This window comes from Pseudoalteromonas sp. Ld20 (genome assembly GCF_045064175.1).
GTDB lineage: Bacteria > Pseudomonadota > Gammaproteobacteria > Enterobacterales > Alteromonadaceae > Pseudoalteromonas > Pseudoalteromonas neustonica.
Window position 1 is genome coordinate 1 of sequence record NZ_JBISHB010000035.1, and the last position, 25,500, is coordinate 25,500.

The following is a 25,500-nucleotide window of genomic DNA, read 5'->3' on the forward strand; positions in this document are numbered from 1 at the left end:
GAGCGTAATTTAAGTTGGTAATGTGATGTAGTATATTTTGAAACTGCTTGGAAGCCATGTTGCACCTACCGTTATTAGGTTTCAGTATATTAAATATAGTTCACCAACACTGAAATACAACATAGCCTTATTTATACAGTATAATTGAGGTCTATTGTCTTTGCCAATACACTTATTCACTTTTTAACTGAAGTAACGTTTATTCGTTTTAAATAACGCTTACGTATTTACTAGAAACACTTTGAATTACAATTAGTAAAAAAAAGTTTGTTTTGTTAAAGTTTCAGCAAATGGAATATGGGCTTACATAGAGCTTAATTTTAAAATACCGCAAATATAAAAAAGAATACGGATGTTACTCATGACTACTCCAGCTCCACTAACGGACATACAGTTCGTTTCAAAATTTAATGCCAGCTTTTCTGAATGCTATGAAAAGGCGAAAAACTTATATATTGATGCACCAATTCAAACCTTAGTCGAGCTAAGGGGATTGTTAGTCTTATTATGTGATGAAATTATTGATGAATATAAAATACAAATAACGGGTAAATCCCTTTTCGATAAGCAAAAGGATATTCAATCATCTAAATCATTTCGTTCATCTATAATCGATAATATAGATTTAGTCAGAGACGCAGGTAATAAAGGTGCCCATAGAGAACAATACGACATCACCTATGAAGAATATCAAAAGCTTGCATTAGCGACACTCAATTGTTTTTGCGCCTTAGTTGAAGATTATTGGTCGTGTAAAACATCAAACGTTCCAGCTTATACATTCATTAAAGAAACAGATTCGTTGGTAAAAGAGTGGTGCTATCAGGCGCTATTTAATAATGATAAAAATGCAAAATTTGAAGTCGCAATGGCCTTGTTTAATAAGTACCAAGAGCAGTTTAAAGATAAGGGTAAGTATTTTTTTGAGCAATCATCACTTATGAAGTCAATAGACTTAATAGAAGAAGCTGCTAGGGATTTACATCCCGAAGCTTTATTTGAATACAGCCATATTATACTGAACCAGATACATCGCGACAAAGATATTGAGAAGGCTAAAGGCTATCTTTATACCTCTGCATGCAGGGGGTTTATAAAATCTAAAGTTGCATTCGGACAGTTGATTCATGATTCCGATGAACCGCATGAAGATGATATTGAAGAGGCAGTTCGCTTTCTTGATGAGGCTGCATCTGATGGAGAAAGCCAAGCACAATTTTTGCTTAGTCAGATTTACTCCTCATCGAAGTTTGGTTTGAAGAACGATAAGCTATCCTCTCAATGGTATGAAAAGTCATTAAAATCAGAAAATGTAAATGCCATTTTTATTCAAGCAAGATCTGTACTCAATAACCCACACTTGACTGATAAGGATGTAGAGCAATCATTAAAAAGGTTAGAATTAGCAATCGAAAAAGGGAGCCGGGATGCATACAAGCTGTATCTGAAAATATTTAGTGAGTCTTCACATCCTGTTGAAACTATAAGGCTCATTTATAAGGATTATTTGGAACGATACCCTGACGATTATCAAATACATTTAGAACGAGCAGAATACTTATTTAGTAATGGATCAGATAAAAATGATATAAATATCATGAAGGAAGGTATAAGTAGACTAATACAGCTCTTTAGATATGATGCTACACCTATAAAAATAAAAAGAAAATTAAATACGTTATCCCCGAAATGGCTAGCAAGATATGATGAAGCGATAACCTTGTTAGGGTTAGCATATAAAGAACATACCAAGTTCCTACTAAATTTTAATCCTGAAGGAAAGGTTTTTGAGTCGCAAGTATTTTTAGATAAGCTAGCTTCGGTGGGAGAAAGGCCTAAATTAGCCCACAAGTTATTTTATAAGAGCATAGCTAATAAAAGTCCCAAGGAAGCGACTAGAAAACTTGGTAGGAACACTCTTTGCACTTGTGGTTCTGGTAAAAAGTTCAAAAAGTGTTGTGCTTGAAACGAACAACGATGAAACGAACAACGATGACACCCATCCTAAAGTTTGTATTTTTTATATTTTGCACTAACTTTGAGTTAGTGAAACGAACAACGATGACACCCATCCTAAAGTTTGTATTTTTTATATTTTGCACTAACTTTGAGTTAGTGCAAAATATAATCTGGGTGTCACATGGCAATAGCAAGAAGGCGTCAAGTAAGTTTGGTTGATACAAAGTATTATCACTGTATTTCACGTTGCGTTCGTCGTGCTTTCTTGTGCGGGGAAGACCGTTTTACAGGGAAGTCTTTTGAGCATCGCAGAGGCTGGGTTGAAGATAAGCTACTCACATTGGCGAAGGCATTTTGCATTGATGTGTGTGCCTATGCAGTCATGAGTAACCACACTCATTTAGTCCTGTATGTAGATGATAAAAAAGCGAATCGACTAAATGATAAAGCGATTGTTATTCGTTGGCATAAACTCTGTAAGGGCACTTTGCTTACTCAAAAATACATGCAAGGTGAAAAGCTAAGTAAAGCTGAACTTATCTTTTTTAGTCAAACAGTAAACCAATACCGTGAACGGCTAGCAAGTATCAGTTGGTTTATGCGATTATTAAATGAAGACATTGCGCGTAAAGCCAATAAGGAAGATAACTGCACAGGCCGATTTTGGGAAGGCCGCTTTAAATCCCAAGCATTATTAGATGAAGCCGCACTCGCCGCCTGTATGGCCTATGTAGATTTAAACCCAATCAGAGCAAAATGGCGCAAACACCGGAAATATCTGACTACACCAGTGTACAAAAACGCATTGAAAACGCAACAGAGGGCAAGCAACCAAAAAAATTATTGCGTTTTGCCGGTATGCCACGTCAAATTATGCCAAAAGGGCTACCGTTTGAACTTAAATCTTACCTTGAATTGGTTGAATTAACAGGGCGTTGTATACGAGAAGGCAAACGCGGGTATATTGAAAGCACACATTTACCTTTACTAGAAAGAGTCAATATCTCCCCAGAAAACTGGTTAAAATTGACCACGCAATTTACGCGTGTATTTCATGGCGCAGTAGGTAGGACGACCTCACAAGAGAGTTACTGTGAACACTTGAGCAGAAAACGGCGTAGCAACGTCAGTAACAGCGAAAAGCTACTGGCATAAAGTTAAAAGTCCTCAGTAAAAAGTTAAAACTGCAATTATGCAGTTATTTTCATGTGCGTAATTTAGGTTTCACAGTATAGGCGCTCGCTTAATGAACGATGTGCAAGTGATGATATAAAAAGAGATAAGTTTTTAGCCTAAAAGAGTAAACTTAGTAGCACAGTTTTATTTACTCAATTAAAGTGGCTGTCTAGTTTATTTCGAGGCTGGGTTGAAGATAAGCTGATTGGATTAGCCAAGGTGTTTTGCACACTCATTTAGTCTTGTATGTTGATGATAAAAAAGCCAATAGACTAAATGATAAAGCGATTGTTATTCGCTGGCATAAGCTGTGTAAAGCAGAGCGCATCTTTTTAAACCAAACAGTTGAGCAATACCGAGAGCGCTTAGCAAGTATCAGTTGGTTTATGCGATTATTAAATGAAGACATTGCGCGTAAAGCCAATAAGGAAGATAACTGCACAGGCCGATTTTGGGAAGGCCGCTTTAAATCCCAAGCATTATTAGATGAAGCCGCACTCGCCGCCTGTATGGCCTATGTAGATTTAAACCCAATCAGAGCAAAATGGCGCAAACACCGGAAATATCTGACTACACCAGTGTACAAAAACGCATTGAAAACGCAACAGAGGGCAAGCAACCAAAAAAATTATTGCGTTTTGCCGGTATGCCACGTCAAATTATGCCAAAAGGGCTACCGTTTGAACTTAAATCTTACCTTGAATTGGTTGAATTAACAGGGCGTTGTATACGAGAAGGCAAACGCGGGTATATTGAAAGCACACATTTACCTTTACTAGAAAGAGTCAATATCTCCCCAGAAAACTGGTTAAAATTGACCACGCAATTTACGCGTGTATTTCATGGCGCAGTAGGTAGGACGACCTCACAAGAGAGTTACTGTGAACACTTGAGCAGAAAACGGCGTAGCAACGTCAGTAACAGCGAAAAGCTACTGGCATAAAGTTAAAAGTCCTCAGTAAAAAGTTAAAACTGCAATTATGCAGTTATTTTCATGTGCGTAATTTAGGTTTCACAGTATAGGCGCTCGCTTAATGAACGATGTGCAAGTGATGATATAAAAAGAGATAAGTTTTTAGCCTAAAAGAGTAAACTTAGTAGCACAGTTTTATTTACTCAATTAAAGTGGCTGTCTAGTTTATTTCGAGGCTGGGTTGAAGATAAGCTGATTGGATTAGCCAAGGTGTTTTGCACACTCATTTAGTCTTGTATGTTGATGATAAAAAAGCCAATAGACTAAATGATAAAGCGATTGTTATTCGCTGGCATAAGCTGTGTAAAGCAGAGCGCATCTTTTTAAACCAAACAGTTGAGCAATACCGAGAGCGCTTAGCAAGTATCAGTTGGTTTATGCGATTATTAAATGAAGACATTGCGCGTAAAGCCAATAAGGAAGATAACTGCACAGGCCGATTTTGGGAAGGCCGCTTTAAATCCCAAGCATTATTAGATGAAGCCGCACTCGCCGCCTGTATGGCCTATGTAGATTTAAACCCAATCAGAGCAAAAATGGCGCAAACACCGGAAATATCTGACTACACCAGTGTACAAAAACGCATTGAAAACGCAACAGAGGGCAAGCAACCAAAAAAATTATTGCGTTTTGCCGGTATGCCACGTCAAATTATGCCAAAAGGGCTACCGTTTGAACTTAAATCTTACCTTGAATTGGTTGAATTAACAGGGCGTTGTATACGAGAAGGCAAACGCGGGTATATTGAAAGCACACATTTACCTTTACTAGAAAGAGTCAATATCTCCCCAGAAAACTGGTTAAAATTGACCACGCAATTTACGCGCGTATTTCATGGCGCAGTAGGTAGGACGACCTCACAAGAGAGTTACTGTGAACACTTGAGCAGAAAACGGCGTAGCAACGTCAGTAACAGCGAAAAGCTACTGGCATAAAGTTAAAAGTCCTCAGTAAAAAGTTAAAACTGCAATTATGCAGTTATTTTCATGCGCGTAATTTAGGTTTCACAGTATAGGCGCTCGCTTAATGAACGATGTGCAAGTGATGATATAAAAAGAGATAAGTTTTTAGCCTAAAAGAGTAAACTTAGTAGCACAGTTTTATTTACTCAATTAAAGTGGCTGTCTAGTTTATTTCATTGCTGTAGGTGTTGTCTTGAATGCAGACCCACTTGCATATTCTCATTAAGCTTTGATCACGAAAATCACTCGATTAAAGCCAATGGGATCAAATTTTGACTTCAGATATTATAATTCCTGACCGTCCGCTCATGGCACTCTCCAGCCACTCGACAACATAAGATGTTGATAATAATTGGTAAGGTATTTTACTGTGACGGATGGCGTTGGTCAGGTGCTACTGAGAGCGATCTTTCTTTTACAAATTATTATTAATAATCATTTGTATCAACTTGGTCTTATTTTTACTTTCCTTTTTATTGAGGTGGTTACTTTAGCTTTAAAATAAAAAAGCCTTAACATTGACGTTAAGGCTTTTTGTTTACCCGGGGTTTCACAAAAATTTATTCTTTAGTTAGTAATGCAATTTCGCCAAGTTGAACTAGGCGGCCTTCATCGCCTCCAACACCATCGCCTGTTTGCTCATTTAAAAAGCTGAACCGGTAATATGCATAAGCAGTTGTATTACTCGGTACTTCAAATTGATAGGTAACTAAGCGTGCAGGATTATCGGGGAACATGGCGGTATCAATAAGTTGCCAGTTGGCACCATCGGTTGAGCCAAATACTTGCCAGCTAGTTGGATCGCGTTGTGGGTTATCGTTACCCGTTGCAATACTGTAGCGGTTAAGTAGCTGAGTTTGTTCAAAACTAAAATCAACATCAACACTGGAGACGACTTGTATGGGCAGTAGTGTAGGGGCGTGCTCTGCTACCCACCACGGCGCTTCAATGATCGCGTTATATTTATTTTTAACGTTATTATCCGTTGTTTTATCAACCCCTTCTCCCCAAATACCTACATCAGTGGCGTAGCCCGTTACTGTCATGCCGGCATCTTGTGCAAAGTTACGGTAACCTTCTACCGGTGTTGGGTAAGAGGGAGTTAACCCTAAGTCATTTTTTAAATACTGCTGATACTGCGCGAAAACAACATCTATACCGCGTTGCGCTGAAAAAATTGATTTAAATGCAGCGTCAAAACTCCATTCTTCAATTTCATTGGCTGAGGCATTAAATAAACGTATAAAATCAGTATTTTGATTTGTATTCGCCACCCATTCTAAAAAGAACGATGTTTGATTGTAGGCATCTTCATTCCAGCTATCGATCCAGCTAATTTGTGGGCGTTGATGTTCTAAAAAGCCTGCTTTAATACGCACATAATTAGCTAAGCCTTCTAGGTAGCTGTGAAGCTCTGCACCGGGTTTATATTCGCCGTTTGCTGGCGTGTTATTGTAGCCATGGGTTAATTCGTGCCACAGTATACCCATGATCTCTTGACGTAATGCTTCATCGCCTTTACTTTCTAGGTTAGCTAAGTGGTTTAGATCAAAATATAAAATCATATTTTTATCTGTGCCGCTTTTTGCTGCGGGAAAGTCATATTCACCTGTTTCAAAATTCAGTGTTTCGAATACATTGATTTCAGTTACGTTAGTATAAAGAATTTGCGCAACGCCTAATGAAATTTGATGGATAATGTCTGTTAAGTCAGGCATTACACGCTCTAATGCGAGTTGCCCAGGGTGATCTGCTAAGTTTTTAGTGTAACTAACCGCAGGTTTTGGAAAGCCAGCCCATGGTGTAGCAGGGTCCCAAACACGAATCGCATTTTTATCTACTAACGTCGTGCTGCCTTTATCATTACTTGCCGTGAGTGTAACTGTTTTAGGCCCTAACGAACTAAATTTGACTAGAGGGCTTAGCGCTGTACTTGTTGCTGGTGTTCCATCTTCAAATTGCCATTCCCAGCTTGTAGCGCCAGCTAAAGAGGTGTCTTTAAAAATGATAAATTGGTCAACTTCTGGCGTTTTATCATTGACGTTATAGCTAACTATCGGGGCTTTTGCTTTTACTTGAAGCTCAATTTCAGCAAGTTGCAAAATATCGTTCCCATAGCTATCAGTGCCACCGTGAACGAGTTCAAATTTATAATATTGATAAGCACTTAATTCGCCTTCAATCTCATAACTATTTAATTGCCCACGTTTAGCAAATACTTGGTTAGCTTGGCTATCAATTTCAAGCCATTCGTTAGCATCGTTTGAGGCTTTGAGTACCCAGTTTTTTGGATCTCTGTTGGGTTCGTCATCTGCTGAAATGAAGTTATACGACACGAGCTCATAAGCCTGGCTGGCTTTAAATATGACGGTCGCATTTTTTGAAAACGTTAAAAATTTAGTGCCTTTATTACCATCAAATAAATTGCTAACTGTTTCAGCTGGTGGCGAGTCTGCATCAATCGCTGAGATTTCACGGCCTGCATCAGTGCTCATGTTTCTAACCGCGGTTTCTGTTACAACCGCAGGGGTATCTGTTTTTGGTTTTGCTGTTGAAACAAACCCAGAGCCGTCATTGCACCCGACTAGCAGACTTGTTACACACAAAGCGATTGTTGATAAATGTAATTTTTTCATGATATTACCTGATTTTTAATTATTATTAGGTGCTTAATTAATATTAAGCACCTGTGGTATTTTAAAAGGCGTAAGTTAAGCGCAGCGAGAATTGGCGCCCAAGTGTGTCGTATGCGCCCATGCGATAAAATGGGTAGCCTGTAAACGTTTCATCTTGTGGAGGCATCGCATTAAATAGGTTATTAATAGTGAAAATAACGCGTGCATCTTCATTTAGCTGTTGACCTAAAGTTAGGTTGTAGCGGGTCCATGCGGGCAATTTTACGCGATCACCATAATTGGCGTTATTCCACAGGGCGCCTTTGTAATTCGCTAATACAGAAATAGCAGTATTATCGTGCTCCCAGGTAACGCTCGCATTCGCTAATGTGCGAAAATCCATGTTGTTTTGGTCATCAAGTAAATCAAGTAACTCATCGCCAGCACGCAAACGCTCTTTCTTTTTCAGTGTGCGAGTTAAGTTAAACTGATACTTGAACGAGCCAAGGTCAGTTTCAGCTAGGCCTTTAACGCCAATATCAACACCAGCATCTTGACGTTCAGATGCATTAATATAGCCTTCAGTAATTGTATGCGGTGTGTAAGGGTCGCCAGAGATTGGGTTACCTAGTCGGTCAGTGCCATTGCCTGCGCCGTCGTAGCGTTGAATGCGCGAAGCCATGTTTTTACAGCGCTCAGAGTTACTATCAAATACGCCTGTTTGGCAGTCATAGTCAATCGACATAATGTAGCCTGCACTGAGGACTTGAATTTTGTCTTTGATTGTAATGTCGTAGTAGTCGATATTAAACGAAAGGTATTCGTTAAACTCATAGACGATACCCGCAGTAAAGGTGCTTCCGGTTTCTTCTTTTAAGCTTTTATCACCAGTTGATACACTTTCAAAGTTTACTTGTAAGCTGGGTTGATCAGGGTTGCTTTGAAGGTCTGCGTTTGCGCAACTAGTTGCCAGAGCACTGGCGTCATATTCTAGTGCTTCGTCTGAGTTGGCTAATTGTTTACATGCATCTGCAAGGATGCGGTCGTTGCCTGCGCCAAAGTTACCACTAAAGCCTTTATAAACAGCCGCTAAATCAGGCCCACGGAATGTTGTGCCCATTGCTGTTCTAAAAACGACTTCTTCAACAGGACGGTAGCTTAAACCTAATTGTGTGGAAAATGCGCCGCCTACGTTAGAGTCATCATCATAATAGTCATAACGTACAGCGGATTCGATATCAAGCGTATCAGTCACAGGAACTAATACTTCAATTGCCGCGGCATAACGATCCCGCTCGCCTTTTGTTGTTACCCCTGTCAGACCTTCAAACTCTTTATTTAGAACTCGTTCATCAGGGATTGCTTCTGTCCCTTCATTCATAAATTCTATATAGGCTGAAAACGCCACTGGCCCAGCTGGAAGTTCGAATAAATCGCCTGTGATATCCGCAGTAAACGTGTTATTGAATGAGTTACCTTGGTAAGTTGCCCAGTCAGCAATTTGCAGTGCTGAATCAGGGGTTAGCTCACCAAACCACAACCCGTAATTTGGGCGGTGTATTGGTAGGTTATTAACTTCGCCGAGTTTCGCACCAAGAACAGATGACAGACCTGTTTTGGTGTTATGCAAATAGCGGTCAGAAAAGTCATACTCTGAGCGTGAAAAGCCTAGTGAGTAATCTAAGTCAGCAAATTGGCCCATAACACCAAAGTTAAATGAATAAGAAGTGTCTTTAAATGTACGACCATAACCATCATTGGTGTACTCATTGTCGAGCACTTTACGCCACATGTATTTTACACTAGCGCCTTGACTGCCGTCTTTGTTTGCTAGATCAGGATCCCAAAACTCAGTATCGTTAAAGAATAATGTGCCACGGCTACCTTTCTTTTCTTGGCTGATATAAAAGCCATTTGCAAATAAGGTAAGGTCATTACTTAATTCATATTCTGAATTTAAGTAACCACTAAATGTTTGATTTTTATTTATTAAATGGTTGTCGCCTGTTTCATCCCAGCCACAGCTCATGCCATAATTATTACGCTGAATAAAGTGTTGCACAGCCTTTGGGTGAGGGTTAGTTTCGGTGTTGCAATATTGTGTACTGTAGTTATTGATTGTTGGTGTATCAAGCGAGTAAACAGTAATAGATCGGTTTAATTCGCGGTTTCCATTTGGCGCAGGGTTATCCCACAGACTGTCGTGATAAGGACGATCACTTGAAAAAAGCCCTGCGTTATCTTTGTATTCTAATGCGTAATCAAGGGTCCATGCATCTTTGCTATAGCCACCTACAAAACTAACGCTTTTACGGCGATTTGAGCCATACGTATCTACACCACCGTCAATATCGATATATTGACCTTCAATTCCTTTTTTGGTGATGATATTAACAACGCCACCCATTGCTTCTGAGCCGTAAATAGCTGACGCGCCGCCCGTTTGAATATCAATACGATCAACCATTGCAGTTGGTATCATATCTAGGTTAACAAAGTTTGTTTGGCCGCCAAAAGGCATAGGGTAATATGCTAGACGCTTACCGTTAACGAGGATCAAAGTGTACTCAGGGCCTAAACCTCGTAGGTTGAGCTCTTTTGCACCAGGTGTATAAGAGCCTGTGTTAACTTCACCTAAAACAGCGCCCGTTGCTGCTGTATTATTTGCCAGCGCATCATAAACAGATGAAAATCCATTTTTGATCATATCATCAGAGGTGATCGAAAATACGTTCACAACCCCTTCAAGTTCGGTACGTTTAATACGCGAACCAGTTGTTACTATACGTTCAATTTCAGTCTCTGCGACGTTATTTTCAGTATTTTGTTCAGCCGCAATAACCGGAATTGACAAGGCGCATGACAGCGCTATGCAGATTTTAGAAAAAAAATATCTTTTTGGTAACTTATTCATATCCCCACCCATTTTATTATTTATATAGTTTAGAACGTTCCAATTTAAAGCTAAAAAAAACTAAATTTGCATAGCTACAGGCTAATAAATATTTATATTTTATTCGTATATCAATTTTATTTATTAAAAACAAACCCAGAAATAGGAACGATCCAATAATCAGCTAGAAAATAAACAATGTCAAACAAAAATTACATTTAGTTCACAAAGCTTTCTATTTTAAGGTCAATTTAAAATGTAAGGGCAGGTAACTTTGAGGCAGTAATTTAGAGGGGGTTGGAGGGCTACTTGGCGAACAAAGAGGGTGGGGATATGCATATTTATTAGTAAAAAGCATATAATTGGCTATATGCTTTTTATTATTTAGTTTATTGAGCAGTGATTAGGCTCTGCTGGTATTGTTCCCAAAGTGAAGAAAGAGGCTCGTCAGTGAGTGATTCTATGGCAGTTTGAAACGACCACGGTTCAATATTTTTTGCAGTTTGATTAAATCGGTATGCAAAATCATCCACTTTGTTGTCAGATAACCACTTTAAGAAAAACCCTGTATTAGTATAACCACCAAGCCATGTTTGTGAGGTTTTAGGTGAGCGTGTTTTATGATAGCCAGCTTCAATTCTGATCAAGTCGGCCATGCCTTCAATAAAGGCGTGAGTGTCGTCAGATGCATAACTGGTGTTTGCAGGAAACAGCTGGTAACCATGGGTAAGCTCATGCCAAAGCACACCGAGCAACTCATATTTGACGACTTCATCGGGTTGATCTTTGAGTTTTTCAGTAATATATTTTGAGCTAAAGGCGATAACCATATTGGTTTCATCACCGCTGCGATACGCTAATGTATCCATCCACTCTAATTTAAATTCTACTTGGCGAAACTCTGGTACTTCTGCAAAATTTTTATATAATTCTTTAACTAATTGATGTGTAACATCATCAATTGTTTGGGATAAATCAGGAAATAGTGCAATTAGACGATGATAACCCGGTGATTTTTTATCAATAAAATTCAACTTTACAGTTGGAGTTTTAAACCCTTGCCATGGCTTACTTTTATCGAGTACTTTAATTGCATTATATTTGGTTAAGGTGTCTGAACCATAATTATTAATCGCTTTTAAAGATAAATTATAACTGCCAGGTTCAGCAAAACTCACTGTTGGGGATGGTGCGTTTTTAGCGAGTATGGTTTTATTAGCGCGCCATACATAACTGGTTGGTTTGTTAAGCGTATTGCTTTGTAGTTGTACATTTTCATTTGGTTTTACAATCTGTTTTGATACCAGAAAGTCAACAACAGGTAACTTGGTAGGGGCTAAAAGCTGTAAGTCCGCCAACTGAAGATAATTGTCTCCCCATTGTGTTTTACCGCGTTGGGTCATTTCAAGGCGGTAAAACTGATAGCTACTTTCATTATCAAGCTCAAATTCTGCGGTAAAACCCCTCTGTGCAAATTTAAAGTCACTGATTGTTTGCAGTGTTTGCCAGTCAGTCTGATTATTTGAGCCACGTAGCGTCCAATTGCTTGGGTCGCGCATTGGTGCATCTTGCGCTGAGGTTAATCGGTATTTTTTTACTGAGATAGGCGCGCCATAATCAAACTGAACCCAAGTGCTACTTTGTTTTGATAGGTATTTACTACTTTTTGAATCATCAAATAATTGGGTTAACCCTTCACCGGCTATTTCATCAGGGTATTGACTAGACACTTTACTTGTCGTTGAAAGGGGATCAGTGATATCAATCAGTACAAGGTCATTATTATTTATTGTAGGTGTGAAGCTACAGCCAGTTAGTAAAAAAATAGGCAGTATAGAAAGTCGTTTTTTCATCATTATTTTAAATTTAGTGTGATTTTTGTAGTAATTTATTGCAACGTTCCAAAAATAGCAAGGTTAATTGACCTCAGAATATTCCTTTTACAATTAAACTTTACTGAAAGTATTAGGGCGTGTTGACCTTTATAGATGAAGATAAAAGATGATAACAAAGATGGGATAACAAATAACAAAAATAACACCCATCCTAATGTTTGGTAGCACAGCTTTATTTACTCAATTAAAGTGGCTGTCCAGTTTATTGACCTCTTATAGGACTAAATATATATGGTTTTTAAGAATAACTTTGGCTACTTTGGGATTCATAGCATGACATTATTAATTATGGATATGTTTCTCGTTCAGTTCGACTGGAAATACATACTTGCAGGTTTTCTTTTTTATCTATTCGCCTATACAATTTGGTCAAGTAAAAAACGTGGAAAGCGTGATTCAGAAAACTCCAAAATTGATATACTTGAACTTATCGTTGAGTTTCTTATTGAATTTATCATATGGTTTTTCCGTACACTTGGTCGTTTATTTAGGATCTTGTCGGGTAATAAGGGTGATACTATTGCTCTCGACATCGACCTATAGTTGGGTAGTATGAGCCTTTTAACCTTAAGCCTCTTACACAACGCATCATGCATTTCTTATTAACAGTTATTTAAAATGCTGGTGGCTCTGAACCAATAAATGACCACTCATTGTATAACGTATTACTGACTCTTAAATAGCACCAATAATGCTGTTTTTGTCAAGCTTCGAGTTTTGTATGGGAATATTAATAATGAATACGTTTAAATTTAGCGAAGATGAAGAACATCGTGCTATTACAGTTGTTCCTGCCAACAGTGAGGTAATTAAAACAGTCAAATTGGTGTATTATTTTCCTCATGTTTTTATGCCTATGCATAGCCATAAAGTGAGCCAATTTTCTTCGCTTGTATCAGGTCAAGCAATAGAAAAAAGTAGATCCTCAGAAGTAGAAAACCAAATAGGTGTTGTTGAGTATAAACCGTTGTCGCATAGGCACAGTAACGTTATTGGTCCCTATGGCGCTTTTTTTCTATCAGTCAATATTGACTCGGAGCAATCGGCTTTTTTTGATGAATATGGCGCGTTAAATCATCGCTTTAGTGAACTAAGTCAAATGTCAGCGCAATGGCATGGTATGAGCGGTATGTTGATGCAACCAAGTTGTTCACAACACATTGATTATGAAGAGCGTGTGCTTGGCATTTTTAGCGCCACCATCCTTTACGCCAAAAAGTTAAGGTATCCGCCTACGTGGCTAAAACTCGCAGAGCAGGCCTTAAACGAAAGTGATATGAGCATCGAGCAAATAGCAGTGAGTGTGGGGGTGCACAGAGTACACCTGAGTCGTATTTTTCAAACCTATTTTGGTATGTCAATTTCACAATATCGACAACGATTAGCCTTGCAAAAAAGCATTTCGGCTATTTTATGTGACCAAAATAGTATTAGTTCAGCGAGTGCTTTTGGCGGTTTTTCAGATCAAAGTCACTTTACGCGAACACTTAAAAACCAATTTAATATAACACCACGCCAGCTAGCAAAACTTTTTTCATCAAAGCGAGGTGATGTTACATCTATTCTATAAATAGGCTTATATCCATGATGAAATAAACAAAACTAATCAAGGTAGATAAATAAATGAATTATATAATACAGGCGTTAAGTTTTATTATTTTAATATCGTCATTTGGTATAGAGGCAAAGCAAAATCAATTTGATAGTGAGTTTTTAAACTCATTTGTAAATAATATTAAAGAAACAGCACAATTACCGTCAGGGACTGCGGTTGCTGTTGTTTATGAAGATAAAATAATATATGAAGGCTATTGGGGTTATCGTAATATTCAAGAAGGGTTAAAAACTGATGCTGATACTCGCTTTTACATTGCATCTGTAACCAAGCCATTTCTAGCACTTAATCATCTACTTGATGCTTCGAGTAATACAACGTTACAGAGCACTACCTTAGAGGCGATGTTTCCTGAGTTAATATTACCAGGGCGAGAAAATATTGTGGCTAAAGACTTACTGACTCATACGGCTTCAATTAATAATCTACCATTGGTATTAGCTACGGCTTTTAGCGGTGAGCACACAGCGCAGTCTATTGAACAGCTGGTAATACAAGAGTCAAGCTTATCAAAAGAAGCGGTGGGTGAGTTTAAATATACAAATGTTGGTTACAATATTTACAGTGTTTTTGCAGATCGTTATTTTAAGCAAAGCTGGCAGGAAAAGTTACAAAATCAAATTTTTGAGCCCGCTAAAATGCTTTCAACCAGTGCTAAATCCTCCCACATTAAAGATAAATCGCGCATTGCTAAACCCTATTCTTTAACTAACCCCAAAAGTAGTGAAGCACTTTATTTAGAAAAGCAAGATAGCACTATGCATGCTGCTGGGGGGATGTACGCGACCTCTAAAAATCTAGGGCGGTTTTTAATTGCTCAATTAAATCAGGGGTATATTGATGGTAAAGGCGTTTTTCCGTCAGAGGTAATTGCAAAATCCCATACTCAGCAAGTAACTACAGATACTGCTTTTTTAGATTTTAAGCGCGATGGCTATGCATGGGGCTGGTACACTGGTGATTATAAAAACCAGAGAATGTTACATCATTTTGGTGGCTTTGCAGGAGCCCATGCACATGTTTCATTTATGCCTGAAAAGAAAATTGGCCTTGTAATTTTAAATAATGAAGATTTTTTAAGTAGTCGTTTAACCAGTGTTATTGCTGATTACGTATATGGCTCACTTTTACAAGAGACAGGCATTAAAGAGTCTATAGCGCAAAGAATTGCATCGCTCAAAGGTAAACTAAGCGCAATAGATACAATGTTAGCGAACCAGCAAAATAAATTAAATAAAAGAGAGTTTTTACTTAGCCTACCAAAAGAAAATTATGTCGGGGAATATACTCATCGTTTGCTTGGCACAATGACGGTTAAATTGAACATTGAGGGTCGGTTTGATGTCACGTGGGGTGTTATGCACTCTAGATCTACAGGGATGGATAAAGTAGAGCAAATAAGGGTTCAAATGGAGCCGACTTCAGGAACAGTGATTCGTTTTGATGTGACTGAAAATGTAAATTCATTGTCTTATGGCGGGATAGTTTTTAACAAAACCGTAGAAAATAAACTCTGACCTTACTTATCTAAAGTTACTTTATTTAAAGTAAATCAATAACTTAAGTGGTTGAAGCTCTGAGTGTATTAAACTTTAAGTTAAAATATATTTTAAAGCAGGGACTTAAGATTAAAATCAAGAAAAGGAACACACTTTTAAGCGCCATGTTCCTTATTTTGTTTTAGTTCAACTATTACGCTGCTACTTTTGGCCAATGATCCAAAAACACTCTATAAATTAAAGTGCTTCAAAAATAGCAGCTATGTCTTGCCTGCCGCTAGTACACATAGTGATTACCCCGTATTTACTGTTAATACGTTTAAGTTCGTGCAGGGATTTTCTGACAAAATATATGCAGTCCTTTTTTATTTTATTTATATTTAGACAGAAAATAGCAGATAAAACTGCGAGTTATCTCAGATCTATTTTGGAGGTTGTGGGTGATTACACAAAGCGCTAACAAGTGATTAATAAAGCCTGTTAGTGTGATATGTAATACGTTTTAGCCCATACTTAATAGAATTACTCCCACACACTTTTCAGGGATAGAATTTTGTTGTGATTAACTATTATTAAAGGCTATTTGGTTTATTTCGAGTTTAAAGTCGCCTTGTTGTTTTTTAGCTATCATGATGCCTAGCTGCCTAATATCTTTAAAGTAAAAGTTAGGGTTTTGCTCAAGTATGCGCCCGCGAAAAGTTAGGCTAAAATCCGAAGGTGTAAAGTTCACTAGGTGCCATTCATCTTTGGTGGTTTTAAATGAAGTTGTATAGGCTGGACCATCTAAATATTGTGTTGTTCTTAATCTAAGTTGGTAAGTTTGGCCATCACCTTTAACGCGTAATGAAATTTGGTTAGCGGCTTGCTCATTGGTGTTAATGGCTGTGCGAACCGATGCAAACCCGCCGTTGTTTTCAAGTGATACAGTACCTGAAAAAACTAATGCGTCATCTTTTTCATACACTTGGCTTGTTGATAATCCACCCATTACAGAGTCATTGACTATATACCAACTTTGATTTGCGCTTACAAACCCCGACGGCAAAAGCAAACTTACGGCAACTACGGATGCAATATTATGTATTTTCATTGGTACGCCTCAGCGGTATAGTGGTTTAGGTATACAAACCTATCAATACGTATGTTTACTAAAATTGTTCAATTATTTTTTAATATGTTGGGAAAAACATGAAATCAGAGACATTTTTTAAATGGGTATGGAACCTAAATGGGTTAATTTTATTGTTAGGAATTGTAATAGGGACTTTGTTAATCTCATATCAACTCGCTCAAACAATATTTAGCGATAATTATATTGAGCCACCGACGTTAAATTTAGCCGATGACAAAAACGAAGAAGAAAAATGGCGCTTGGGCTACCCGCAAAGAATAGGAAAAACGGACTTTTACTTTATAGAGCTTGAATCTGAAAAGTTAACGATTGAAGCGGAAACAGAACGTGAGTTTGGCCAGGTTACAGAAAATTTTAATGGTTCTTCTTATTATAAATACAATGCAACACGCTCAAAAAATGTGATGTTTATAAATGGCAAAACAAACCATTCAAATTGGCTTTTTAGTACGACAGATCAATTGATTCTTGATATCCAGCCACTTTATTTATCTGAATTTGACTCGCAATCAAGTGCGGCTGGTATTGCCTATGATGTTATTAAAAACGACACAAATAACGATGGCCTTTTAAACAGCGATGACAAAAGCACTTTTGCATTAAGTAAAACGGATGGGAGTGACTATAACGAGATTATTACAGGCTACGATAGTGTCCTTGAGTATGATGTAAATGAAGATGGCAATTTATTTGTACTATTTATAGATAATAGTGACGTGTTTTCAATGCTAGTTGATTTAACAACGTTTAAAATAACGAATAAAAAGCAACTTCCTAAAGTCGGGAAAATATAATAATTACAGTATGATAAATTAAAGTGCGTGATTATTATTTACACTCTGTTACAGTAATTTTTCGAACAAAGCTGCAATCCGTATTTATGTTGTTATGATGATATAAAATAACAGCATAAGGATAGTAAAGTTGAAATTACGCACTTTATTAACAGCAGTAGCCGTCGCAGTTGCACCAGCAATATCGCCAATGGCTTTTGCTTATGACACACAAGATACGCGTTTATTACGTTTCCCTGATATTCATAAAGAGTCAGTGACGTTTGTTTATGCCGGTGATATTTATATCGCCAATACAAAAACCGGAAAAAGCACGCGTTTAACTGATCATATTGGTTTTGAAACCTTTCCTAAATTTTCTCCTGATGGAGCAAAAATTGCTTTTTCGGCGCAATACAATGGCAGCCGCCAAGTGTATGTTATGAACCGCGATGGCAGCGAACTAAAGCAGCTGACTTACTATAACGACGTAGGTGTTATGCCACCTCGAGGTGGGTTTGACTACCGTGTACTTGATTGGACACCCGATGGTAAACATATCGTATTTAGAGCGAATCGTACACCGCATGGCAAACGTGTGGGTCGCCCATATATGGTACCCGCTGAGGGAGGCTTAGAACAACCATTAGCAATTCCTGAAACTGGCGGTGGTATGTTATCGCCAGATGGAAAACAGTATGTATATACCCCAATTGATCGTGAATTTCGTACGTGGAAACGTTCGCGTGGCGGGCGTGCTCAAGATGTATGGGTATACGATTTAGAAAATAATAAATCAACGCAATTGACCACTGACAGGGCAACCGATCAACAACCTACATGGGTGAACGACAACATTTATTATGTGTCGGATCGAGAGTACACGTTAAACTTGTACAAGCATCAAGACGGTAAAAAGCCAGTAAAAGTCACCCATCACAAAGATTTTGACGTACTTTGGCCATCAGCTGGGCCTGACGCCATAGTGTATGAAAATGGCGGTTACTTGTATCGCTTTGATGATGCAACCCAGCGCGAAGAAAAACTGACCATCAATGTACAAGGCAGTCGTGAATATGCCATGCCTTACAGCAAAAATGTCAGCGATTTCATTGATTCAATGGATGTATCTCATGATGGTAAGCGTGTAGTGTTTAGTGCGCGTGGCGAATTATTCTCTGTGCCAGTTAAAAATGGCCCAACACGTAATTTAAGCCATACGCCTAAAGGACGTGAAATAGCGGCATCTTGGTCACCAAATGGCCGTTACATTGCATATATGAGTGATGAAAGCGGCGAGTATGAAATTTACATACAAGACAGAGCCAACAACAATAAGGTTAAGCAACTTACCAGTAATGGCAGTATTTGGCGTTTTGACCCTATTTGGTCGCCAGATAATAAAAAGCTATTGTTTGCTGATCAAAATCATACGCTTTGGTGGCTTGATATCAAAACGGGTAAACAGCACAAAATTGATACCGCAAAATATGAAGAAGATAGCTTAACCACGTATATTTGGTCACCTAATAGTAAAGACATTGTTTTTGTTAAAAATAATGAAAACCGCTATGCGTCGCTGTGGCATTACAATATTAAAGGTAAGCGAGTTACTCGCCTAACAGACGATATGAGCAGTGAAACAAATCCGGCGTTTTCGCCTGATGGACAACAGCTATATTTTACCTCAGAGCGAGACTTTAATTTAACCTTTAGTAGCTACGAATTTGATTACATGTTTAACAACGCAACGCGCCTTTATTCGGTTGCGGTAAACAGTAACATTAAGCCACTTAATGCCCCACTTACTGATGAAACAAGCATCGTTGATCCTAAAGCGGATAAAGACGATGAAAAATCAGCAAACACGCCAAGCAATCACATTGAAAGTGACGGCTTTATGGACCGTGTTGTTGCACTAAATGCGCCTGCTGGCAATTACCGCGCACTAACCGGTGTTAAAGAAGGCGTACTAACACTTTCATCCGGTGAGCTTAAATTAATCCCGATTGCGGTTGATGGTGAAATAGCGAGCGTTGCAGCGGGTGTTAATAGTTATAAAATATCAGCCAACGCAGAGCATATTATTGCGCGAGCAGGTGATAGTTTTAGTGTTATAAAACCAGCGCCTAAGCAAGACTTAAAAGCCACCGCATTAAACCTGCAAGACATGGTACTTAAAATTGATCCACAAACAGAATGGGCGCAAATGTACCGTGAAGGTTGGCGTACTTTGCGCGATTGGTTCTATGATGAAAATCATCATGGCCAAGATTGGGACGCAATTTTAAAACGCTATCAACCAATGGCAGATGCCGTTGCACACCGTGCAGACCTTGATCACGTATTAAGTGAAATAGCTGGTGAAATTAACTCTGGTCATATCTATGTAAACTCTGGGGATATGCCAAGAGCAACACGTTTACAACATGGTTTATTAGGTGCTGAAATTAGTGCGCATAAATCGGGTTTTGTAAAAATAGAAAACATTTTTAAAGGTGAAAACTGGCACGAAAACTTCCGTTCACCACTTAACGAAACAGGTATTAACGCAAGCGTTGGTGACTATATTGTTGAGGTGAATGGTCGTTCAGTAAAAGATGTTGTCAACTTTTATGAATTACTCGAAAACACGCAAGGCAAACCGGTTGAGTTATTGCTTAGTAAGTCACCAAGTTTGAAAAAAAGCTGGAAAGTAACCGTAGAACCAATCGCAAGCGAAACAGACCTGCGTTATTTACAATGGGCGCAATCACGTGCTGATTACGTTAATAAACTCTCAAATGGGCGTATTGGCTATGTACACTTGCCAAACACGCATTACGAGGGAAATCGTTCGTTATTTAAAAACTTTTTACCGCAAACAACCAAAGATGCAATGATCATCGATGATCGTTATAACGGTGGCGGATTTATTCCAGAGCACATGATCACTTGGCTGGCGCGTAAACCGCTAAACTATTGGAAGCGCCGTGGTGTTGAGCCAACTAAAACACCACAATTTGCTCACGATGGTCCAAAAGCGATGTTGATCAATGGCTACTCAAGCTCAGGTGGTGATGCGCTACCGTATTACTTCCGCCAAGCTGGCTTAGGTAAATTGATTGGTACACGTACGTGGGGTGGCTTAATTGGTATTTCAGGTAATCCAAGTCTTGTTGATGGTGGCTCTGTAATTGCAGCGACCTTTAGAATACTTGATAACGACGGAAACTGGATAATCGAAGATGAAGGTGTCAGCCCTGATATCGAAGTGATTGATCGTCCAGAGCTTATTCAGGCAGGCCAAGATCCATCGATTGAGCGCGCCGTTCAAGAGCTATTAAAAGAGCTTAAAGCGAACCCGAAAAAGCCACTTGTTGTGCCACCGGCACCAACTGAGTTTGGCAAGTCGTAAGGTTAATAGGCATTAATAATTGAGCCAGCATTTGCTGGCTTTTTTATGTTTTTACGGTAGGGCGTGTTTAAATTTACTGTAGGCGGGGCTTTATGCCAAGCAAATATGAGGTTTTACAATACAAGTGCGAATTAAACTCAAGCTTAGAGGAACTGATATTAAATATTGTAGAACGCTTTTTATGGCGAAAAGGACGTATAAATATCTGCTAACGTTTAAACAGCTCATCTAATTTAAAATATTCAACACCATCACCGGATTGTTTGCTGATATTACTCATCTTTTTTGCGACTTGTTGGCCTGCAATTGGCTTAAACTTTTTAAGCCCCGGTAGCATGCATAATATAGGTAAAAGCACGCTGCCTAGCTTTTCACCAATGCGAAAGTCGTTGTCACGGTTCCCTAATAACAACGAAGGTTGAATAATACTAATACGCTTAAAAGTCAGCGTTTTTACTGCATCTTCAAGCTCGCCTTTCATTTTTAAATAGGCGCTATTACTGTGAGCATTTGCTCCGCTTGATGACACTAATACATAATGCTTAACATCCATATTTGCTGCCAGCTTTGCTATTTGTAATTGGTAATCAAAATCCACCTTACGTTGTGCACCAATAGAGCCTGCAGCATTTTTTGTTGTGCCTAAACATGAAAATAATACATCTGCTTTGAGTAGGTCTGCATGTTGCGTTAAATTATTAAAATCAACCACGCAGTTAACTACTTTGTCATTGTTATAAGTAACCGGGCGACGCGTTAGCGTTATCACTTTTTCTATGTGACTTGCAGCGGTTAATTGCTCAACTAAATGATGGCCAACTAACCCCGTTGCACCTACAACAACCGCGACTTTATTTAGCATAGGTATCCTTAGGTATAAATTTGATATGTAGTTGCTAATAAGCACCTGCGAGTGAGCTAACTATTTAGCTTACTCGCAGGTTATTAGCTAACCCAAACCCGGAATAATAAACCTATTTCCAGTGGCTATTTGCAACGCTAACTACGTTGAATTTACTTGCAATAGACAAGCTTTGGCGCGTAAATTCGCCTTGTTATCCCTGAAAATCACCGACAGGAGAGTTGAGTAAGTTTTTATAATGTTAAATCAATACGTTAGTAAATATCTTAACCCGAGTTCAGGTTAGCTATTTTGTTGCTGTATTTAAAATAACGATAGGTTCTAAAATATGTGTGAGGACTTGCTCATATTTACTATTGTCGGATAAATCTGGCGTATGCAGATCTAAGCCAATCTCGAGATTGTAAGTTTTACTATCTGGAACATAATATTGTATGGCAAGGCTTATAACAGACCTGAATTCAACTGATTTTATAGTCGCGATATGTTGTTCAACCCCATGCCAATTAGCAGTGCCATCAACCACTTTGATAGAGATTTCTTTTGGATGAATAACTAACAGAGTGTCAACGCTTGGGTATGCCGCTGTAATGTTATTAAACGTGTGCTGCATTGCTGTTTGTATTAACTCAGCGTTGAGCTTACCTGTGTTGGTATCAAAAGCGCCGCCTTGCTCAATAATAAAGTCATTAAACACTGTTTGTGCTTGAGGGTTTAAGTTGGTCAATGTATGTTTTTTTGAGAAATTGGCAACGTTATTATCAAATGCTTCTCGGTAGAGTACTTTGTTACCGATATTTGCTGTTGGTAACCATATATAGGCTAGATTGCTATGGGTTGCGGGCTTGGCGAATGTAATTGTATTCGCTGTCACTTTGGGGTCGCTATTGTATTGAACTAGTTTGCAACCGACTAAATTTAGCAAAGCGATGATGATAAAAATGTGTTTAATCATTTTTTCGTCTTCCAAGTGTCAATTGTCTCTAATGCGAATTGTAACGCGCTATCCAATTTTGCAGGGTCTTTAAATAATTTGTCGGCATCTTTAACAATAATTTCTTCATCGCTATTAAATTGCGCTACTAACTCAATGCCTCCAGAGCCCATAGTTAAAAGTGTGTCATACTCATCTCGAATGCGGATATACACTCTGCTGCCTGGCACATAACCTTGTTCGTTTTGAAATAGTGATACAAATATATCACCACCATCGGCACCACCTTCAAGGTAAGACTCTTCTTGGCCATACCATTTGGCTACGTGGCCTAATAAAATACTGTTAGTAAAATGTGCGCGTACGGTATCAACACCTGCAAATACAAATGCATTTATACCTAGCTTAGTTTTTGTTGTGAAAAGGGCTTTTTTCCAGAGTTCATTACGTAGGTTTTCATTTTCTTGACCAGTAAGCGGGTCATATAAGTTGTCAGCGTTGTCTAATAATTGATGAAATACAGTATAAACTTCGCTGGCATCTACTACTTTAAACCCACGCTCTTCAAGTGCTTTTTTTATAGGTGTCTTATAATGACTTTCTAATTGTTGTTCAAAGTAAGTGAGATCTTCTTCAACATAAAAACCGCCAAATCCGAGTACCTGATGGTTTGATTTTAATTGTGCCGTATTCATGTAATTAGGTGAAGAGTTACAGCCACTTAATGTGATAAGGATAATAATAGTAAAAATATATCTCATAATAATTCCTGAAAAATGAGTGTAAAATTAAAATAACTTGATACCAATTTTAGCGAACGAAGTGAGGGTAAGGTGCCTGTATTCACTTCCTCCGACTTGTGAGCGCCAATTGATTGTGGCTTTTTTATTATTCAAGCTGCTATCAGTATAAAAAATTAAGTATTTGGCTTCCTCTGGTAGAGTAAATTGTGTTTTGTAATATAGATTACCATCCAAGTCTAAGGTTGTTGGTAAGCCATATTCCCATGCTTCATAAGGTTTAAGGAGTTTAATAACCTGCTTTGATTTATCTAAAATCAGTAACTGTGGATAAACCAGTGTTGCAGTTTGAATAAAAGCACCATTGGCGTGACTAAAAACTTGAGCAAAGCGACTATTGTGTGGTTTTTCAATCGCAATGAATGGGCTTTTAGCCTCGTTAAAAAGCCTGACTGGCTGTTTTTCTAAATCAAAGTAAGTAAGCTGCTTTGGTTGTTGGGCTACAAATTTAATCGATTTTAAGTCCGAGCAGCATGCAGTACGGTTATTTAACTTGACTAGATCACTTTCAGGCGAATTAGCGCAAGAAGATAAGAACAGAGGTAAGATCAATGCGGTCGCTAATTTTTTCATAACTTTTATTAGGTATTATTTATGTGTAAATAATACCTAATCTGGAACAAGACTAAAATATATAAAACTTGAATATGTGACACAATGTAAATGAAATTAAACAAATTATGGGGGGGGAAGCTGTGTTACTCCAAATAATCGGTGGTATTTAACTACACAAGAAACAAAGTGAAGCATACTTGCAAATATGGATAAACGTATTTAAAAATAACTATAAAATTGAAAAGGCACTTTATGAGTATCATAACTTTAACGACTCACAATAATATTGCGATTTTAACTTTAACAAATGGTGAAAATCGTCAGAACCCACAATTTGCGCAGCAACTCAAACAGATGCTTGCAAAGGTTGTTGAAAATCAAAACCACAAAGCGCTCGTGATCACTTCAAACGATGAAAAGTGCTGGAGCTTAGGTATTGACACTGACTGGCTATTACCTGCAATGAAGGCAAAAAATGCCGATGAAATTCGTACTTTTATGTACGATATGGACGATGTATTTAAAACGTTACTACTTTTCCCAATGCCAGTGATTGCTGCTATTAATGGCCATGCTTTTGGTAACGGTGCAATTTTAGCTTGCGCCTGTGATTTTAGATTTATGCGCGGCGATCGTGGGTTCTTTTGTTTCCCTGAAGTGGATTTATCTATTCCATTTTTACCGGGGATGATAGCTTTTGTAAAAAAAGCGATACCTTATTATCGTTTTAACGAAATGAAGCTAACAGGGCGCCGAGTATCTGGAGCCGAGCTGGCTATTGATCACGTTATTGAGAAAGCCTCAACTGACCAAGAAAACTTATTAGCCGATGCAATGCAGTTTGCAGCCACGTTTGATAAAAAGCGCACTATTTTTGCCGAGCACAAAAAGCGCTTACACAAAGACATTATTCAGATCATTGATGAAGAAAATAAGCCATTCATCGATAAGCTAGCCTTGATGGTTTAAGTTATAAATCGCCCCTAGATTGAACAAATTTCAATCCACAAAGGTCAACACGCCCTAGTGAAAAACTAATATGGTTGTATTAAATTTATTCAATTGCATCAGGTTTTTGTACCTGTACACTCTCCGTGTAGTTAACATTTTGTTGCTATGTATATATTGTGTAACTCAAAGGAACGAAAATGAAAAATAAAATTATAGTAATGACATTGGCACTTGGTTTTATCTCTGTAAGCTCAATAGCTGCAACCTCTACTGGTTGGTGGCGTACTGTGTCGGTTCAGGCATCTGCAAGCACTCCTGCAGATCACAATGAAGTATGTGCGCGTGCAGAGAGCAGCTTAAGAGCACAGTACAGTGATGTTACTGAGGTAAGATTACGCCCTAGTTTTGATATGTATTCAGGTACTTTGTATTGCAATGCAATTGGTCAAACACAACAATAATAATAAACTTTTGATTGTTAATAGCATCATCTTTAGGTGATGCTATTT

General features: G+C 38.3%; 15 protein-coding genes and 3 pseudogenes. 10 read left to right on the forward strand and 8 right to left on the reverse strand.

Features of this window, described 5'->3' with window-relative positions:
- The first annotated feature begins 361 nt into the window (after window positions 1–361).
- The 4 genes and pseudogenes from ACJJVX_RS11535 to ACJJVX_RS11550 form a co-directional block, all read left to right on the forward strand.
- Complete coding sequence (locus tag ACJJVX_RS11535) at window positions 362–1,966, forward strand: SEC-C metal-binding domain-containing protein (RefSeq protein WP_405631559.1); 1,605 nt, start codon at window positions 362–364, stop codon at window positions 1,964–1,966.
- 174 nt (window positions 1,967–2,140) lie between these two features.
- Window positions 2,141–3,114: pseudogene (locus ACJJVX_RS11540) on the forward strand (transposase).
- 186 nt (window positions 3,115–3,300) lie between these two features.
- Window positions 3,301–4,078: pseudogene (locus tag ACJJVX_RS11545) on the forward strand (transposase).
- Window positions 4,079–4,279: 201 nt separating this feature from the next.
- Window positions 4,280–5,043: pseudogene (locus ACJJVX_RS11550) on the forward strand (transposase); the annotation flags it as partial.
- 587 nt (window positions 5,044–5,630) lie between these two features.
- Here ACJJVX_RS11550 and ACJJVX_RS11555 read toward each other — a convergent pair.
- The 3 genes from ACJJVX_RS11555 to ACJJVX_RS11565 all read right to left on the reverse strand — a co-directional run bounded on the left by ACJJVX_RS11555 (window position 5,631) and on the right by ACJJVX_RS11565 (window position 12,434).
- Complete coding sequence (locus ACJJVX_RS11555) at window positions 5,631–7,706, reverse strand: basic secretory protein-like protein (RefSeq protein WP_054206485.1); 2,076 nt, start codon at window positions 7,704–7,706, stop codon at window positions 5,631–5,633.
- A gap of 61 nt (window positions 7,707–7,767) precedes the next feature.
- Window positions 7,768–10,599: a TonB-dependent receptor domain-containing protein gene (locus ACJJVX_RS11560; RefSeq protein ID WP_405631561.1), complete on the reverse strand. Its 2,832-nt coding sequence runs from the start codon at window positions 10,597–10,599 to the stop codon at window positions 7,768–7,770.
- Window positions 10,600–10,967: 368 nt separating this feature from the next.
- Window positions 10,968–12,434 carry a basic secretory protein-like protein gene (locus ACJJVX_RS11565; protein ID WP_405631563.1) on the reverse strand — a complete coding sequence of 489 codons (1,467 nt, stop codon included), beginning with the start codon at window positions 12,432–12,434 and terminating at the stop codon, window positions 10,968–10,970.
- 775 nt (window positions 12,435–13,209) lie between these two features.
- Here ACJJVX_RS11565 and ACJJVX_RS11570 point away from each other — a divergent pair.
- Together ACJJVX_RS11570 and ACJJVX_RS11575 are read left to right on the forward strand one after the other, a co-directional pair.
- Window positions 13,210–14,043, forward strand: a complete 834-nt coding sequence (locus tag ACJJVX_RS11570; RefSeq protein WP_405631565.1) for a helix-turn-helix domain-containing protein — start codon at window positions 13,210–13,212, stop codon at window positions 14,041–14,043.
- A gap of 53 nt (window positions 14,044–14,096) precedes the next feature.
- Window positions 14,097–15,605 carry a serine hydrolase domain-containing protein gene (locus tag ACJJVX_RS11575; protein WP_405631567.1) on the forward strand — a complete coding sequence of 503 codons (1,509 nt, stop codon included), beginning with the start codon at window positions 14,097–14,099 and terminating at the stop codon, window positions 15,603–15,605.
- Window positions 15,606–16,149: 544 nt separating this feature from the next.
- On the opposite strand, the gene ACJJVX_RS11580 is transcribed toward ACJJVX_RS11575, so the two are convergent.
- The gene (locus ACJJVX_RS11580) at window positions 16,150–16,677 is read right to left on the reverse strand and encodes a CIA30 family protein (protein ID WP_054206480.1); all 528 of its coding nucleotides are present in this window, start codon (window positions 16,675–16,677) and stop codon (window positions 16,150–16,152) included.
- A gap of 98 nt (window positions 16,678–16,775) precedes the next feature.
- Here ACJJVX_RS11580 and ACJJVX_RS11585 point away from each other — a divergent pair, with 98 nt between their 5' ends.
- Both ACJJVX_RS11585 and ACJJVX_RS11590 read left to right on the forward strand, forming a co-directional pair.
- The gene (locus ACJJVX_RS11585; RefSeq protein ID WP_054206479.1) at window positions 16,776–17,513 is read left to right on the forward strand and encodes a hypothetical protein; all 738 of its coding nucleotides are present in this window, start codon (window positions 16,776–16,778) and stop codon (window positions 17,511–17,513) included.
- 190 nt (window positions 17,514–17,703) lie between these two features.
- The gene (locus tag ACJJVX_RS11590) at window positions 17,704–20,889 is read left to right on the forward strand and encodes a PDZ domain-containing protein (RefSeq protein ID WP_405631707.1); all 3,186 of its coding nucleotides are present in this window, start codon (window positions 17,704–17,706) and stop codon (window positions 20,887–20,889) included.
- 208 nt (window positions 20,890–21,097) lie between these two features.
- Here ACJJVX_RS11590 and ACJJVX_RS11595 read toward each other — a convergent pair whose 3' ends face one another.
- The 4 genes from ACJJVX_RS11595 to ACJJVX_RS11610 form a co-directional block, all read right to left on the reverse strand.
- A complete protein-coding gene (locus tag ACJJVX_RS11595) occupies window positions 21,098–21,751 on the reverse strand; it encodes an NAD(P)H-binding protein (protein WP_405631569.1) in 654 nt (217 codons plus the stop codon).
- A gap of 286 nt (window positions 21,752–22,037) precedes the next feature.
- Complete coding sequence (locus tag ACJJVX_RS11600; RefSeq protein WP_405631571.1) at window positions 22,038–22,706, reverse strand: hypothetical protein; 669 nt, start codon at window positions 22,704–22,706, stop codon at window positions 22,038–22,040.
- Window positions 22,703–23,446 carry a hypothetical protein gene (locus tag ACJJVX_RS11605; RefSeq protein WP_249118465.1) on the reverse strand — a complete coding sequence of 248 codons (744 nt, stop codon included), beginning with the start codon at window positions 23,444–23,446 and terminating at the stop codon, window positions 22,703–22,705. Before ACJJVX_RS11605 ends, ACJJVX_RS11600 begins: the two co-directional genes overlap by 4 nt.
- Window positions 23,447–23,473: 27 nt before the next feature.
- Window positions 23,474–24,058, reverse strand: a complete 585-nt coding sequence (locus tag ACJJVX_RS11610; protein ID WP_405631573.1) for a hypothetical protein — start codon at window positions 24,056–24,058, stop codon at window positions 23,474–23,476.
- Between the two features lie 234 nt (window positions 24,059–24,292).
- Here ACJJVX_RS11610 and ACJJVX_RS11615 point away from each other — a divergent pair, with 234 nt between their 5' ends.
- Window positions 24,293–25,009 (forward strand): enoyl-CoA hydratase/isomerase family protein, encoded by a 717-nt coding sequence (locus ACJJVX_RS11615; RefSeq protein ID WP_169326936.1) that lies wholly within the window; start codon window positions 24,293–24,295, stop codon window positions 25,007–25,009.
- 179 nt (window positions 25,010–25,188) lie between these two features.
- Window positions 25,189–25,452 (forward strand): hypothetical protein, encoded by a 264-nt coding sequence (locus tag ACJJVX_RS11620; RefSeq protein WP_169326935.1) that lies wholly within the window; start codon window positions 25,189–25,191, stop codon window positions 25,450–25,452.
- Window positions 25,453–25,500: the final 48 nt, after the last annotated feature.